Source organism: Halobacillus hunanensis (assembly GCF_900166655.1).
Taxonomy (GTDB): domain Bacteria; phylum Bacillota; class Bacilli; order Bacillales; family Halobacillaceae; genus Halobacillus_A; species Halobacillus_A hunanensis.
This window is the reverse complement of sequence record NZ_FVZB01000007.1, coordinates 1-14,035: the sequence shown is the minus strand read 5'-3', so window position 1 is coordinate 14,035 and position 14,035 is coordinate 1. Positions and strand designations below refer to the sequence as shown.

11 protein-coding genes, 16 tRNA genes and 1 rRNA gene are annotated in these 14,035 nt (G+C 42.3%); 2 read left to right on the top strand and 26 right to left on the bottom strand.

What is annotated here, in order from left to right; translation table 11 throughout:
- Positions 1 to 109 precede the first annotated feature (109 nt).
- From trmL to B5354_RS12625, 6 genes are all read right to left on the bottom strand, one after another.
- On the bottom strand, positions 110 to 586 hold the full coding sequence (gene trmL / locus B5354_RS12650) for a tRNA (uridine(34)/cytosine(34)/5-carboxymethylaminomethyluridine(34)-2'-O)-methyltransferase TrmL (RefSeq protein ID WP_079529185.1): 477 nt from the start codon (positions 584 to 586) through the stop codon (positions 110 to 112).
- Positions 587 to 634: 48 nt separating this feature from the next.
- A complete protein-coding gene (locus B5354_RS12645; protein ID WP_079529184.1) occupies positions 635 to 1,492 on the bottom strand; it encodes an amidase domain-containing protein in 858 nt (285 codons plus the stop codon).
- A 114-nt stretch (positions 1,493 to 1,606) separates the two neighbouring features.
- The gene (locus B5354_RS12640; protein WP_079529183.1) at positions 1,607 to 2,152 is read right to left on the bottom strand and encodes a methylated-DNA--[protein]-cysteine S-methyltransferase; all 546 of its coding nucleotides are present in this window, start codon (positions 2,150 to 2,152) and stop codon (positions 1,607 to 1,609) included.
- Between the two features lie 70 nt (positions 2,153 to 2,222).
- Positions 2,223 to 3,356, bottom strand: a complete 1,134-nt coding sequence (gene queG, locus B5354_RS12635; RefSeq protein WP_079529182.1) for a tRNA epoxyqueuosine(34) reductase QueG — start codon at positions 3,354 to 3,356, stop codon at positions 2,223 to 2,225.
- 23 nt (positions 3,357 to 3,379) lie between these two features.
- The gene (locus B5354_RS12630; protein WP_079529181.1) at positions 3,380 to 5,086 is read right to left on the bottom strand and encodes an ABC-ATPase domain-containing protein; all 1,707 of its coding nucleotides are present in this window, start codon (positions 5,084 to 5,086) and stop codon (positions 3,380 to 3,382) included.
- A gap of 135 nt (positions 5,087 to 5,221) precedes the next feature.
- Positions 5,222 to 5,295 (bottom strand) — tRNA-Gly (locus B5354_RS12625).
- Between the two features lie 579 nt (positions 5,296 to 5,874).
- Between B5354_RS12625 and B5354_RS12620 the strand changes: the two genes are divergently transcribed.
- Together B5354_RS12620 and B5354_RS12615 are read left to right on the top strand one after the other, a co-directional pair.
- Positions 5,875 to 8,061 carry an FUSC family protein gene (locus B5354_RS12620; RefSeq protein ID WP_139377135.1) on the top strand — a complete coding sequence of 729 codons (2,187 nt, stop codon included), beginning with the start codon at positions 5,875 to 5,877 and terminating at the stop codon, positions 8,059 to 8,061.
- Positions 8,062 to 8,186: 125 nt separating this feature from the next.
- A complete protein-coding gene (locus B5354_RS12615) occupies positions 8,187 to 8,393 on the top strand; it encodes a hypothetical protein (protein ID WP_079529179.1) in 207 nt (68 codons plus the stop codon).
- A gap of 126 nt (positions 8,394 to 8,519) precedes the next feature.
- Here the strand turns inward: B5354_RS12615 and B5354_RS12610 are convergent, their stop codons facing one another.
- The 20 genes from B5354_RS12610 to rrf form a co-directional block, all read right to left on the bottom strand.
- On the bottom strand, positions 8,520 to 8,702 hold the full coding sequence (locus B5354_RS12610) for an aspartyl-phosphate phosphatase Spo0E family protein (protein ID WP_079529178.1): 183 nt from the start codon (positions 8,700 to 8,702) through the stop codon (positions 8,520 to 8,522).
- 180 nt (positions 8,703 to 8,882) lie between these two features.
- Positions 8,883 to 9,437: a hypothetical protein gene (locus tag B5354_RS12605; protein ID WP_079529177.1), complete on the bottom strand. Its 555-nt coding sequence runs from the start codon at positions 9,435 to 9,437 to the stop codon at positions 8,883 to 8,885.
- 187 nt (positions 9,438 to 9,624) lie between these two features.
- Positions 9,625 to 10,272 carry a hypothetical protein gene (locus B5354_RS12600; RefSeq protein WP_079529176.1) on the bottom strand — a complete coding sequence of 216 codons (648 nt, stop codon included), beginning with the start codon at positions 10,270 to 10,272 and terminating at the stop codon, positions 9,625 to 9,627.
- Positions 10,273 to 10,458: 186 nt separating this feature from the next.
- Positions 10,459 to 11,664 (bottom strand): SEC-C metal-binding domain-containing protein, encoded by a 1,206-nt coding sequence (locus B5354_RS12595; RefSeq protein WP_079529175.1) that lies wholly within the window; start codon positions 11,662 to 11,664, stop codon positions 10,459 to 10,461.
- A gap of 485 nt (positions 11,665 to 12,149) precedes the next feature.
- Positions 12,150 to 12,231: transfer RNA gene (locus tag B5354_RS12590), tRNA-Leu, on the bottom strand.
- A 1-nt stretch (position 12,232) separates the two neighbouring features.
- Positions 12,233 to 12,306, bottom strand: a tRNA-Cys gene (locus tag B5354_RS12585).
- Between the two features lie 43 nt (positions 12,307 to 12,349).
- Positions 12,350 to 12,424 (bottom strand) — tRNA-Gly (locus B5354_RS12580).
- Between the two features lie 6 nt (positions 12,425 to 12,430).
- Positions 12,431 to 12,505: transfer RNA gene (locus B5354_RS12575), tRNA-Gln, on the bottom strand.
- Positions 12,506 to 12,525: 20 nt separating this feature from the next.
- Positions 12,526 to 12,601: transfer RNA gene (locus B5354_RS12570), tRNA-His, on the bottom strand.
- Between the two features lie 20 nt (positions 12,602 to 12,621).
- Positions 12,622 to 12,692 (bottom strand) — tRNA-Trp (locus tag B5354_RS12565).
- 9 nt (positions 12,693 to 12,701) lie between these two features.
- A tRNA-Tyr gene (locus B5354_RS12560) sits at positions 12,702 to 12,787 on the bottom strand.
- Between the two features lie 12 nt (positions 12,788 to 12,799).
- A tRNA-Thr gene (locus tag B5354_RS12555) sits at positions 12,800 to 12,875 on the bottom strand.
- A 12-nt stretch (positions 12,876 to 12,887) separates the two neighbouring features.
- A tRNA-Phe gene (locus tag B5354_RS12550) sits at positions 12,888 to 12,963 on the bottom strand.
- A gap of 36 nt (positions 12,964 to 12,999) precedes the next feature.
- Positions 13,000 to 13,076 (bottom strand) — tRNA-Asp (locus B5354_RS12545).
- A gap of 6 nt (positions 13,077 to 13,082) precedes the next feature.
- Positions 13,083 to 13,159, bottom strand: a tRNA-Met gene (locus B5354_RS12540).
- Between the two features lie 46 nt (positions 13,160 to 13,205).
- A tRNA-Val gene (locus B5354_RS12535) sits at positions 13,206 to 13,281 on the bottom strand.
- Positions 13,282 to 13,336: 55 nt separating this feature from the next.
- Positions 13,337 to 13,411, bottom strand: a tRNA-Glu gene (locus tag B5354_RS12530).
- A gap of 18 nt (positions 13,412 to 13,429) precedes the next feature.
- Positions 13,430 to 13,522 (bottom strand) — tRNA-Ser (locus tag B5354_RS12525).
- 5 nt (positions 13,523 to 13,527) lie between these two features.
- Positions 13,528 to 13,602: transfer RNA gene (locus tag B5354_RS12520), tRNA-Asn, on the bottom strand.
- 11 nt (positions 13,603 to 13,613) lie between these two features.
- Positions 13,614 to 13,727 (bottom strand): 5S ribosomal RNA (gene rrf / locus B5354_RS12515).
- Positions 13,728 to 14,035 lie beyond the last annotated feature (308 nt).

Below are 14,035 nucleotides of genomic sequence, written 5' to 3'. Positions count from 1 at the left end.
AGTATCTATTTTTTCAGCAGGATATGATACGAAAGCAGGTAGACCTAAAAAGTAATGGATGGACAAAATCGCACCCCTGCTGGGATGCGATTTTTTTAATAAAAAAATTTTATTTGATCAAACCAGGGAAATTCTGCTGTTTTAAAGCGTTGAATAAGATGATAGAAGCCGTGTTAGCTAAATTTAATGAACGTACTTTGTCCGTCATGGGAATACGCAGGCAGCGATCTTCCAAGCCCTCGAGCAGAGTCTTAGGAATCCCGTCTGACTCTCTTCCAAATACGAAAAACCACTCCTGTGCCTCATCGCTAAAATCAAAGTCTACGAAAGAGCGGGTGCCAAAATTCTCAATATAATAAAACTCCCCATTCGGATAAGATGCATAAAGCTCTTCAATCGAATCGTAATAGTTTATTGTCACGTCATGCCAATAATCCAGACCAGCTCTTCTAAGCATCTTGTCATCCGTTGAGAATCCAAGCGGCCGAACCAAATGCAGCTGGGTATTCGTAGCTAAACATGTACGAGCAATATTACCTGTATTGGCAGGAATTTCTGGTTGAAATAATACGATATGGTTAGCCATTTTGTTCACCTCGTTGTCTACAGAATCAACCTGACTATTATACCATATTTATTCCGCTCCTATCTTGAAAAATTTATATTGAATAGCCGGAGTATAAGCTGTAGAGTCTTCATAATCCCAGAATCGATGGCGGCTGTTCATTGTGTGGGCGTTGACTAAAGGCAGACCTTTACTGGTCATTTTCACTACAATTGTATTATGATCAAACCGCCCATCTCCTTCAAAGTCATAACAAATGACGTCACCTGGCGATAATAGAGCTGCATCTGATACTTCTTTTGCTGTTAATCCTTGCCTTGCCCCGCTTAAATACCAACGAAGCGAGTGGGCAACAGCCCAGCTGTAGCTCCAGTTGGACCCTGAGTACCACCAGCCCCTGCCACGGTTCGGCTGTCCCCACACTGGCGCACCGCCAGCTCGAAGGCATTGAGATACATAATTGGTGCAATCCACATCAAAATGTTTGTAAGCCGGATTGTAACTATCCCACCATCGTTCAGCATATTGAACAGCCGCCCTCCTATCGTATTTGAAAGGCAGCCGCTGATCTTGATGCTTATCCGTAAACGCTGAAGCGAGTCGTTCTTCCCCTGTTGTACTTGCTTCCGTTTCCGTTACCTGTTCTATTAACTTCCCGCCATTTAAAAAAGCCCTACAGCGATAGACCCCTTCTTCTAAGTAATAATCCTGCCGATCTTTAATAAGGAGAGACAACGAAAGCATATATGACATATCACTCACTCTCTCATATCGAACGCTATGAAAAGGCTTCACACCAAATGTAGCTCGTTTAACCAGCTGGCCTCTTTCATGAAGCTTTTTCACTTTGCGCTCAAGCCATGGTTCTTCTTTCTGGTCCAATAACCGCTTCATGATGTCTTCCCAGTACTTCCTTAAAGCATCCATTCACATCGCCCCTTTTTACAAGTTATGAGCGAAAATTTAAAACCATGAGCGGAATTGCTTTTATTCCGGCGCTTACAAAAAAGGGATGCGCCTGGCGCATCCCTTTTTGTTTCGCTATTCAGCTTGCTGAAGTTGTGGATTTCCTTCCCATTCAAGCAGTTTCTGCTTTTTATCCAATCCGCCAGCATAACCTACCAGCTTCCCGTTACTCCCGATCACTCGATGACAAGGAACAACGATGGAGAAAGGATTTTTGTTGACAGCCCCGCCAACTGCTCGCACTGACTTAGGAGCTTGCAATACAACCGCAACCTCCTTATAAGACTTCACCTCTCCATGTGGAATGGAATGAAGCAGTGCTCTCCACACACTTCGTTGAAAAGAAGTGCCATAACAATTGAGCGGGATGGTAAACTGTTTACGGTTTCCGCTGAAGTACTCATTAATTTCCATCTTAGTTTGCTTCACATATTGCTGATCGGCATCTCGTTTAAATTCACCTTTTAAAAAGTGCTTCTTCGTCCATGCTTGGTAAAATGTTATCCGTTCTTCAAACTGTCCATAATCAATCCGGTTTACCCCTTTGTCATCAGCTAACACTGTTATTGGACCCACAGGGGAGTCAAACACGTCATAATACAAATAAGATGGATGATTCATAGATAGTCCCCTTATTAACATTTTTTTCTATTATACAATAATCTATCTCCATATGAAAAGGTATACTATATTATTGTTTTTGGAATTTCAGGCCCTTTTCCATTTCAAAAAGCACTTCTTCGTTTTCTTCTATCGCTTGTGCTTCTTCAATGGCAGCGTAGCATGCGGCCGTACCAATTTTCCCAAGTCCATAGGCCGCTGTTCCTCTTATAACTGGTCTGGGATCTTCCTTCATCAAACGAACCAATTCATCCACTGCCGTTTCATCTTTATAATGAGCTAAAGCCAGAATTGCATTGCGCTGAATCGGCTTTTTCCCACGCCATGAACCCGACATCGGCCCAAACTTTTCTTTAAACTCACGATTGGAAATGGACAACAGCGGAATCAGCTTCGGCTTAGCCACTTCCGGGTCCGGCTCAAATTCTTTATGATTGTGAAAGTCTTTTTTCTTGTTTTTAGGGCAAACCGTTTGACAAGTATCACATCCATATAGTCTATTGCCCAGTTTATTTCTAAATTCCTCAGGCAGAAAATCTTTCGTCTGGGTTAGAAAAGCGATACAACGCTGGGCATTAAGCTGGCCGCCCTCAACGAGTGCTCCTGTTGGACAAGTATCCACACATATATTGCAATCTCCACAACTGTCATCAACTGGTTCATCTGGTTCAAACGGAATGTTCGTTACCATTTCGCCTAAATACACATAGGAGCCGAATTCCTCGGTAATAATCGCACTATTTTTCCCGCTAAATCCGATGCCAGCGCGTTCGGCTACAGCGCGATCAGATAATTCACCTGTATCAACCATAGAAGCCAGTTCTGCTTCGGGAAAACGTTCCTTAATAAACGCAGCTAATTTCTGTAAACGATCCCGCAATACATCATGATAATCCCGGCCCCATGAAGCACGACAAAAAATCCCACGCCGTTCGCCTTTCACACTGCGAGGGGCGTCGTGCATTTTCGAAGGATAGGCAAGCGCCACTGAAATGATCGATTGAGATCCAGGAAGCAAACGATCAGGCTCAGTCCGCTCCTCAAGACTCCCTTTCTCAAACCCGGATTGATAGCCAAGGTCCTGTTGTCTTTTCAGTCTTGCTTTCAGCTCTCCAAATACATCGACAGAGGCAAAGCCAATTTTGTCTATGCCAACTTCTTTACTGTATGCAATAACTTCTTCCTTGAATGTGTGAATGCCCACCTTGACTACCTCCCTTCAACAATTTATCTCATATCGTTCACTTTAGCTGTACGCAGCCGATTAAGAGCAGCCGCGATTTCAAATCTGCGCGGGCGGGCTAACTCCCCTGGATGCTGATCCTTAAAAGGAGCAAATGAAGCGAGTCCCTGTTCATCAAGCTGCTGGTCAAGTTTATCCAGCAGTTCATGTAACGTTAAGTTTTGTTTTAATATCCCTTTTTTATCTAAATGTAACAAAAGGTCAGCCACTAATCGTGTTTGCGACGTATCGACCAGCTGTTCCACAGCGTCAAGTGTCAATTCTGTTCTTCCCATTAAAATAAGCGTTCTGCCTTTTGCCTGCACTTTCTCTTTCTTCCCTTTTTTAGCTTGAATCGATTGAGGGGCAAACGATCTCGCTGGCAAAGTTCCAAAGTATTCAGCCACGGATTCCCGTTTACTCGGATATTTGGCTGCAATTTGTTTCGCCTGCTCTGTCACCTGATGAGGCACATATTGATCCATCATAATCACTTCATCAGCGGCGTGAAAATAGTCTCCGGAACCGCCCATCACTAAGATGGTAGACACATCAAGTTCATCGCGCATCTGCTGAATTTTATCAATAAACGGGGTGATCGGTTCCTTCTCTCGAACGACAAGCTCCTGCATGCGCTCATCCCGAATCATAAAGTTCGTGGCACTCGTATCTTCATCGATCAAGAGCGTATCAGCACCAGCTTCAATCGCTTCAATTACATTGGCAGCCTGTGATGTACTGCCACTGGCATTTTCTGTTGAAAATTGTGTCGTATCCACGCCATGAGGCAGATTTTTAATAAAAGGTGAAATGTCAACATTGGTCACCTGACGGCCATCTTCGGCTCTTACTTTAACAGCCTGAGGATCTGTCACGACGTATTCACGGCCGTCTCCTTTAATATGCGGATAAACGCCACGCTCAATCGCTTTTAATAACGTACTTTTTCCATGATAACCTCCACCAACAATCAGGACAATTCCTTTACGAATCGCCATGCCTGTCAGCGGCTGTTCGCGGTGCGGTAAATCAATCGAAACCCGGTTGGCTTCAGGACTTTGAAAGGCCACCGCTTCCTTCATCGGTTTGTCGCTTACTCCGCTTGCACGAGGCAAAATAGCCCCATCCGCTACAAACGAAATGTAGCCTTCTTCCTTCATTTTATTCAAAACCGTTTCATGCTGATCTGCTAATTTTACCGACTCTGCAATTTCCTGATCTTTTATACTAAGAACAGACTTCTCAATGATGTCAGGGAGCAATTGGAAAAATAACTTCTCAGCCTGCTTACCATTAATCCTGCGACCGTTCGCGGGCAGACCGACTGTTAAACATACGGTTGTAAACCCATTCTCAAAATTGACCGCTGTCCGCTCTAACACTTCCTGCCCTGGCCGATCAATGGCTACGAGACCGCTTTTTCCAGAACCGCGCACATCAGAACCAGTTTGGTAAATCGCCTGAGCTACCTTTCTCGTCATCACATCTTCAGCGAAAACTTTCCGCTTCCTTGTTGAGATCCATTCTTCGTCGATCTTGCGGGTCTTAGCGGGGATGCGAAGCCGTATTTTCGAAGGAGCAGCAAACGGATCTCCCTGAACGTAATCAATCATCAACTCATAAGCTGAGAAAAAATAACGCCCCTGAATTTGCTTATAACCTTTATAACTCTTGCCATCTATTTGTTGCAGCATATTTCTTAATTTATTCATCGCACGTCACTCCTCTACTACCTATGTATCCTATCATCTTCATTAAAAAACGCAATGCTTCGTTACTTGAATAAACGAAACACTGCGTTGGCTCACATATTTAGGTATTATTGCTTCCTACTCAATTGGTAGTCATGGAGCGGGTGAAGGGAATCGAACCCTCGTCATCAGCTTGGAAGGCTGAGGTTTTACCACTAAACTACACCCGCGTTTAAACAGTTTCATTAGCCGCGTATTTACATGCCCTTACCTCTAACTAGCTTATTCAAAGAAGCTAATCGGGGCGGGCAACTCGAAGCATACTCATGAAGTATCGCTCGTGGCTGAGGTTTTACCACTAAACTACACCCGCAAATCGTTCTTATTTCGAAACCGTAATTCAAATTATAACAACCCTATCCAAAGGATGCAACACGAAACTATCGATTTTTGTCGAATAGTTCATCTTATCTATTACTAGTATAGTAGTTACCTAGCCATTCTATACATTACTTTCTTAAAAATAATATAGATAAGGAGAAATTACATGATTAACTTTAGCGATCGGGTTGACCACGCTTATCGTAATCGGCTTATAAATTTGGAGTTATCTATTCGACCCGAATAACGCCCTTGTCAAAAAAGCAATTCATCCTCCTCCTTCTCGTATTCACCGTGATTACCCTATACCTGTTAAGTACAGGTATTTACCATAGCTATTTAAACTGAAACAGTTGAATTGACGGACAAAGAGCCTTACGATAAGGAGAGCACAAATAGCGATTTTAATAAAGAAGGTTGATGAAACATTGAGGTTATTACAAAGAAAAAACTATTGGATAAGCCGTTTTCTTGCCTCAGATCCAGGTAGGAAAAGGCTCAACCAAGCTGGAAAAGCGACAATTAGCTTGATTTCCGCTGTCGTCACCGTCATCCTTGTTCTGAATTTATTAGGACAACCTCCTCTGATGCCAGCTATTGTGGCAGGAATCACAGGTATGCTTGGGATTATGACAGTTATGGATGACACGAAAGAGAAAAAGAAAGTAACCACTTTGCTGCTCGGCGTCTCCGCTGCATGTGGGGTAACTGCAGGTTCTTTGTTAGCCTCGAACGCTTACCTAGTTTCCGCGCTTATGATTCTGATCATTTTTTGCGGATTTTACTTTTCACGTTTCGGAAGCCGTTATTTTTCTCTAGGCATGATTGGATTTATGACGGTTTATTTATCTTCTTTTTTAGGACTATCTCCTAGTCAATTCCCTTGGTTTTATTTGGGGATCGTGATCGGAGGATCTTTCGCATTTTTATATAACTTTATCGTCTTTAAAGATTCAGCTCAATTGTTAAAAAGAAGCATGCGTTCTTTTCATATCCAAGCCAATTTAGCATTTGATCTTCTAATTGAAATCATTCAGGATCCAGAGATCAATCATTCCCGCATTAAAAAGCTTCAATATAACGTCAGTAAGCTTAGGGAATATGCCAGCCATGTCGCAACTGACCTTAACACACAGGATGTAACAGAAGTCTGGCCAGGTCTCACCACCTCACAGTTAAGACTGTATGTTTTTGATACGTCGATGCTTGTTGTAACCCTGGCCGATTCCCTCCACCGGTTGAAGAAGGAAGATGCACTAGAAGCAAAAGAATTACAAGACCTTTTAGCCAAGGTCATTACCTCGCTTCACAAAGCCGAAGTTCTTTCACAAGATTATGAAGTACAAAATCTTGCAAAGGCTCAAGCAGCTACCGAAGAGTTACGCCACATGAGTACTCATTTGTTTGCCAGGGAAAATTCACGACCTGAAGGATGGCTTTATTTAATACGCAGAATCGAATCGATTGCTACACATGTAACAAATGGGGCGTTAGCCATCCAACAATCGCTGCACTCAGGCCAACAACCTACTCAGAAGAAGGAGGAGGAAGCAAGCGAAGCAGACGACAACGATCAAGAGGACAGCAAGAAGTTAAGGCCCTCTACGAAAAAAGCGTACCAATCGTTAATTGCTGGGACCATCGCGATTATTGTCGGGCACCTCATCTCGCCAGTCCAGCCCTATTGGGTATTGTTAACGACATTTATCGTTCAGCTCGGTACAGAGTCCGTTGGCCGCACGTATATGAAAGGCTTGCAGCGATCAGTAGGAACAGTCATTGGTGCCGTAATTGGCTTCGTATTAGCCAAGGCCGTTTCAGGACATTCCATTATAGAAATCGTTCTTCTTTTTACCGTTGTATTTTTAGCTTTTTACATTGTGGCGGTCTCTTACACGCTAATGAGTATGCTCATCACGTTGCTCATCGCCTTCATGTATGACCTATTACTAGGAGGAATCAGCTTCGCTCTATTAGGAGCACGCGTAATAGACACTATTGCAGGAGCAGCCATTGCCTTAACCATTGCAGCTTTGATTTTCCCAAAGAAAACGATGGAAAAAGTATCCGAAGCCTTTAATGACTACCTTGAAGAACTCAGTTCATATGTGACCCAGTACATCCACAGTTTTCGTGAACCTATGGACATTAAAGAATTAGCTGACCATGCCTTTAAAATGGATGAAAAGGTTCAAGCCATTAAGGATGAGTCCAAATCGCTTCTTCAACGGCCGGGAGCCCTAAGACATCGTGAACTACCACGATGGATCACGATTTTTACAGCGATCAACTATTACGCTAAACACCTGGTAGCTTCCTCATACCAAAAGCATTTTACTTATCCGGAAGAGTTCGAGGCTGTTTTCATCTCAATGGAGGATAAATTCAAGTCCAACATAGAGACGTTAACTCATATGATGACAACAGGAGACCGAAGCGGAATCACATTTAATATGAATGAAGAAAGAAAACAAACCGAACAATACGCGCCTGCCCATCATGGGAGCCAAAGTGACCTCATCCATCATCTATACTATGTATGGAGGATCAATCAATCGATCGTCCTCTTAGGAAAAGAAATGGGTGCGGAAGAAAAAGACCAAAAAACGACCTGACACTAAATGGGTGTCAGGTCATTTTTATAAATTATCCAGGGGGGCGAACAGGCGAAAATGTATATTCTAGCAGTATAGCTGGCTATACTAGAGCAAAATATCTATTTTTTCAGGAGCTGAGCTACATGTTAAATTGGAACGACCCATTACACGTAAAGATCACCAACCTTCAAGAATTGGAAACAGAAGCACAAGCTGACCTAGAAGACCTCAATAAGTATATTAACCAACTGGACCCCGGCTACAGCAGAGAGGTTCTAGAACAAAAACGAGAACTTAAGAAAGAAATCTTAAAGTCTATTGGAGCTGAACTCAACTATATGAAAAAATAAACAAGGTTCCATGGCCTACAAACAGCCAGGAAACCTTCTGATACGAACTATTATTTATAAGTACACTCATACTTGAATTATGTGTAATCATCATCAGCTGTCCACCACGTTATGCCCTCAATCGAATTATACAGAAGAGGTAAGCTGACTCTCCCCCATCACCTTGCTATAAACGTTGAGCAGCTCATCTAACTGTTGACTGCATTTAATGACTTCTTTGTTGGTAAGTCCCTTTTCCATGCCAAGTTCAATCATTTCAACTCTCTTTTTATCAATACACCATTTTATCAACTGTCTTACATTCAACAATTCCCCACATCTCCTATATGTTTTTGTCACAACCAGACATTATTATCTAGGATTATTATGTGTATGTAAATGCTTTTGACAAAGGAAGATAAAACAAGACAAATCAAGACATTATGAATTCGTTTTCATTCTACATACGTTAAAAAAATACCATGTGCAGGGAACTTCATTGGGTGTTTTCTAATCCAGCGTTTCCGTAATTCCCCAAACTTTGTCAGTTCCACTATAAGAATTTAACGCAATATCCAGATCATGAAACATTCGGTGAAGATTACGAACCGTTTCTTTATCCTTATTCTCAAGCACTGTGGAGGCATAAGAGCCTATTTCCTCCAAATCAGACTTAAGGCTATTTGACGTAACATTCGGTTTTAACGTCTCGATCTGTGAAAGAATCGTCTCGGCCTTTTTCCTTTGGTCATTCCAATTTAAAGAGGCGATCGCCCCATAACCTGTTGTATCATTGTAAAAATCATGTGTCTTTGAAACAAACTCCCCAACGTCTTTATTTGCTTCTCCAACCGTTGCCTGCGTTTCTTCAATTTTCTCTGTTGAAACCTCCCCGGCTTCCGCTTCCTTCGTTTGACCGGAATCGCTTGCAGCTTCCTCCGTTTGACTAGACTCGCTTGCCACATCCTCCTTCGTCATTACGTCCGAAACAACAAGGTAAACGAACACAGCTAACACGAGGAAAGCAATAATTCCGAGAGTCCACATCGTTCTTTTGAATGTCATTTTATCGTATCCCACCTTTTTCTCATCTTTATTGTAATATTATCGTAACAAAGTCGCATATACGTGTAAATTATTCCAGTAAAAAACCGCCAAAGTATGGCGGTTTATTTTCTAAGTTGATCATTCCTAACTCATTCAATAGGTGCGATATTTCCCACCATAAAATTTAAAAAACAATTCTTTCCATTTAGGTTAATGTGTGCCGAACTTCATCATTAATGGCCTCTATGGTACCGCTAATATATTTCTCAAAGTTTTTAAAACCGAATTTGTCATGACGTCCGTCATATGTACCTGTCACAGCATTATACTTGGATCCCTTTGAAAATATCACAAATGAACCACTTCGGTGCCTTTTGATTAGTCTTGCGCTTCTCGGTATTTTCTGTCCGCCTATTTCTCCCTTCTCCCAACAGCCACGGTCAACATACTCTCCTGGATCCAGCTCCGCTAATTCTTCGTGGTTACTAGAATTAGAATAAACTTTACTATCAGGCAGCTCACCAGCCTCCAAATAAAAATATGCCCATTCTGAATCTGCTTCCTGATTCCAACGAAAATGTAGTACCTTTGGTTTTAAAATTTGAGGGTTTCCGTCAAATAGTAATTCTATAGTCTCTTCCTCTGTAGCCAAATCAGCACCAACTAAATCCAAACCGCCACTTTCAGGCAAAAATGTGTGGTTTGAAGCCTTATGCTCACCTACAAACTTTAATACTTTCATAATGTCCTCTTTTTTATCCCAGTCAGCTTTATTAGGTACACCATTAGGAAATAGCTCATGTAATAACTTAGTCCATAACAGCAGCTGCTCATCTCTGTAATATTGAAGCATATCATCTTCTCCCTCTAATTTTCCATTTTCAAAATTTTACATTTAACACTACTTATATAATAGTTACAAAGACTTATATACGTCAACAGTTTTTTTAAAAAAACGCCCTGTGGGGACAGGGCGCCTTCATTTCACTATTTTCATAATACTTGGGGCAGCTCAGCTCTTTCTAAGCATTTTATCTTTTTATCTGCCACAGCACTTCTTATATTTCTTTCCACTCCCACAGGGGCATAGTTCATTTCTGCCTATCTTCACAACCTTTTTACCATCATTGTGGTTAAATTCAGATGACGGTAATGGCTGTAGATGTTTTTTCTCCCGCGTACTCAACTCTGTTGATGTATATCCTTTAAGAAACCATTCCCTAGTGTTATTCATTAAATACACGACTTTATCCATTACAGCTTGGACAGTTTCCTTACTATCAAATTCTAATAAATTTGATAAATAAGTTAAAACATCATTTGGACCATGCCCAATCCTAGTAGCATAGACGCATTCTTCTACAGTGCCGTCTGCTTCCTCTTTACCCATTCCAAAATGCTTTGTAAAGAAGTTGACTAATTGCTTATAACTTTTGTTCCTATCCACAAATCCTGGTTCCCCTGCTGTTAGAACTTGTTGCTTAGTAAAAGGATAGAACGGTACATTTCCTCTCATTTCATGTTCCTGTTTTACCCGTTTCGGATCAAACACACGAATATTTGAGAAGCCCTCCTCATCTATATATACTTCCTCATGATAAGAAATGGCATCAGCAATTATTTCTATATATTCTGCAAAATTGAACGTATCTTTTGTGTACTTTTCCAGCAAGCTTATTAATTGCCTGCTGCTTAATGTTCCATAATAATACAAAAGCCCTTGTGTCAGCTTAATCCACTCTGTATTTCTACTTATTGCCGCTCTTACTTTTAAATCATTTTTTAAGGATAGGATTGGCTTAATCAACTCATCAGGTACAGCCAGTATTTTCTCCCCTTCCAGGGTTCCAGTATAAATCAAACCATAAGCACGAAAATACTCGACTTGATCGGCTTCCAATTTTGGCGCGACCACATAACCACCATTACTAGCTATGTTGGTTAGCAACTTAAAACGTTCGCTATCCCATAAGAGGGGAATTTGCTTAAGGTAAAGTTGAACCCTTTCTTCTAATACTGCTATTAATTCCTTCTTCTTCAAGCTGCTCGCATTTTTAACTTTTAAATTTTTTCTGATAGCATCTAGTTCATATTTCGTATATTTGCTTAGTCCTTCATATAGCGTAAAAGGAACTTTTATTTCACTCCAATGCCGATTATACTGTTTCTCCTCCTGCTCTCTTTGCACCCTTTCTAATCTTGAAAAAACCGATTTCATCTCTTTATCTAGTTTCTTTCCACTCACTATTTCCACCTACTCTCGATACGTAGTTTACAATTTATACAACTAGACTTCTGTGTTCTTCTTTTTCAGGTTCTTGCTATTTTTCACTTTATCAACTTGTTGTAATGGTTACCGTACTTCATCTCACATCTATTAAAACTGATTTTATCCTTGATTAAAGTTTTATTATACAATAATCACTATGAGAATTAAAAAAGACCACAACATTATCGTTGAAGTCTTGTTGTGCATGTATTTGTAATAACGGTGATGTTTTTTCGTTCACCCCAACTCAACACGTTCACTTGTTTTGGAACTTCCTTAAAAACGTACCATTTTCGTATACAATAGAATTATTCAACGTCTCTACGACTTTTTGTATCCCTCTTATAAGTAGTCAATAGGATTTTTCGATTCTGCAAACTGTGAATCGTTCATTACCTTTACTCCCAGAAAAAAAGACGCCTTGCTTTACGCAAGAACGTCTACTTTTGGCTATTTTGTAATACCGGTGGCCGGGGTCGAACCGGCACTCCCGAAGGAACACGATTTTGAGTCGTGCGCGTCTGCCAATTCCGCCACACCGGCATGGAGGCGGCAACCGGAATCGAACCGGTGATAAAGGAGTTGCAGTCCTCTGCCTTACCGCTTGGCTATGCCGCCATATTACATTCTATACAGTCATTTCAATATTATGAATATAAAATGGAGCGGGAGACGGGATTCGAACCCGCGACCCCCACCTTGGCAAGGTGGTGTTCTACCACTGAACTACTCCCGCATTTATTGGCTGGGCCAGCTGGATTCGAACCAGCGCATGACGGTACCAAAAACCGTTGCCTTACCGCTTGGCTATGGCCCAACAACATTTTTTTAAAAAAATGGGGCGACTAGTGGGATTTGAACCCACGCATGCCGGAACCACAATCCGGTGCGTTAACCCCTTCGCCATAGCCGCCATAATTAATAGTAGAAAAGCAGGGGTAGTAGGAATCGAACCCACATTGACGGTTTTGGAGACCGTAGTTTTACCATTAAACTATACCCCTATGAAAAAATGGTGGAGGGAGTAGGACTCGAACCTACGAACCCGATGGGAGCGGATTTACAGTCCGCCGCGTTTGGCCAACTTCGCTATCCCTCCATATTAAATAAATGGTGCCGGCCAGAGGACTTGAACCCCCAACCTACTGATTACAAATCAGTTGCTCTGCCAGTTGAGCTAGGCCGGCAAGCTGATGAAATGGTGGCTCGGGACGGAATCGAACCGCCGACACACGGATTTTCAGTCCGTTGCTCTACCGACTGAGCTACCGAGCCAAATCAATCTATGATTGTATGTAAAAATGTAATCAGTGGCGGTCCGGACGGGACTCGAACCCGCGACCTCCTGCGTGACAGGCAGGCATTCTAACCAACTGAACTACCGGACCGTATTTTGGTTGCGGGGGCAGGATTTGAACCTGCGACCTCCGGGTTATGAGCCCGACGAGCTACCAGACTGCTCTACCCCGCGATAATGTGGGTGAACCTTTATTTGGTTCCCATAATAATGAAATAAATGGTGGAGGATGCAGGGCTCGAACCTGCGACCCCTTGCTTGTAAGGCAAGTGCTCTCCCAGCTGAGCTAATCCTCCACAAAAGGAATGTGCCTAAGCATGAGTAAGGTGAATATGTACATCATGCATTTGTTGGTGACCCGTACGGGATTCGAACCCGTGTTACCGCCGTGAAAGGGCGGTGTCTTAACCACTTGACCAACGGGCCAAACGAATATCTTCGATATGGCGGAGAGCGAGGGATTCGAACCCTCGAAACCGCGAAAACGGTTTACACGAATTCCAATCGTGCTCCTTCGGCCAGCTCGGACAGCTCTCCGTAAATGGCTCCACCGGTAGGATTCGAACCTACGACCGATCGGTTAACAGCCGATTGCTCTACCACTGAGCTACGGTGGAATAAGTATGAAACCTGGCAGCGTCCTACTCTCACGGGGATCGACCCGACTACCATCGGCGCTGAAGAGCTTAACTGCTGTGTTCGGCATGGGAACAGGTGTGACCTCTTCGCTATCGTTACCAGATCTCTATTATTCATTTTCAAGGACAAGATATATTATAAGATCCTTGAAGGAAAATATCAAGAGTTTTTTTGAAAACCCTCAAAACTGGATAAGACATTCAAGTTATCAAACATATTTTATCATCTAGCTCCGACTCCCAAGTCCTCATGTTCTAAGCTATCTCCCCTCAAGGCTGAAAAATCACAGCCTTAATGTGAGCTTGCTTAGCCCAGCGGACTTAAACGGTCGTCTCCGCTTTTGAATATAGTTAAGTCATCGATTGATTAGTATCCGTCAGCTCCACGTGTCACCACGCTTCCACCTCGGAC

What these genes read in the sequence shown, in the direction of transcription:
- B5354_RS12630 (WP_079529181.1), bottom strand. Translation starts at nt 5,086, where the DNA reads ATGAATAAATTAAGAAATATGCTGCAACAAATAGATGGCAAGAGTTAT.
- B5354_RS12645 (WP_079529184.1), bottom strand. Translation starts at nt 1,492, where the DNA reads ATGGATGCTTTAAGGAAGTACTGGGAAGACATCATGAAGCGGTTATTG.
- B5354_RS12605 (WP_079529177.1), bottom strand. Translation starts at nt 9,437, where the DNA reads ATGACATTCAAAAGAACGATGTGGACTCTCGGAATTATTGCTTTCCTC.
- trmL (WP_079529185.1), bottom strand. Translation starts at nt 586, where the DNA reads ATGGCTAACCATATCGTATTATTTCAACCAGAAATTCCTGCCAATACA.
- B5354_RS12600 (WP_079529176.1), bottom strand. Translation starts at nt 10,272, where the DNA reads ATGCTTCAATATTACAGAGATGAGCAGCTGCTGTTATGGACTAAGTTA.
- B5354_RS12640 (WP_079529183.1), bottom strand. Translation starts at nt 2,152, where the DNA reads ATGAATCATCCATCTTATTTGTATTATGACGTGTTTGACTCCCCTGTG.
- B5354_RS12615 (WP_079529179.1), top strand. Translation starts at nt 8,187, where the DNA reads ATGTTAAATTGGAACGACCCATTACACGTAAAGATCACCAACCTTCAA.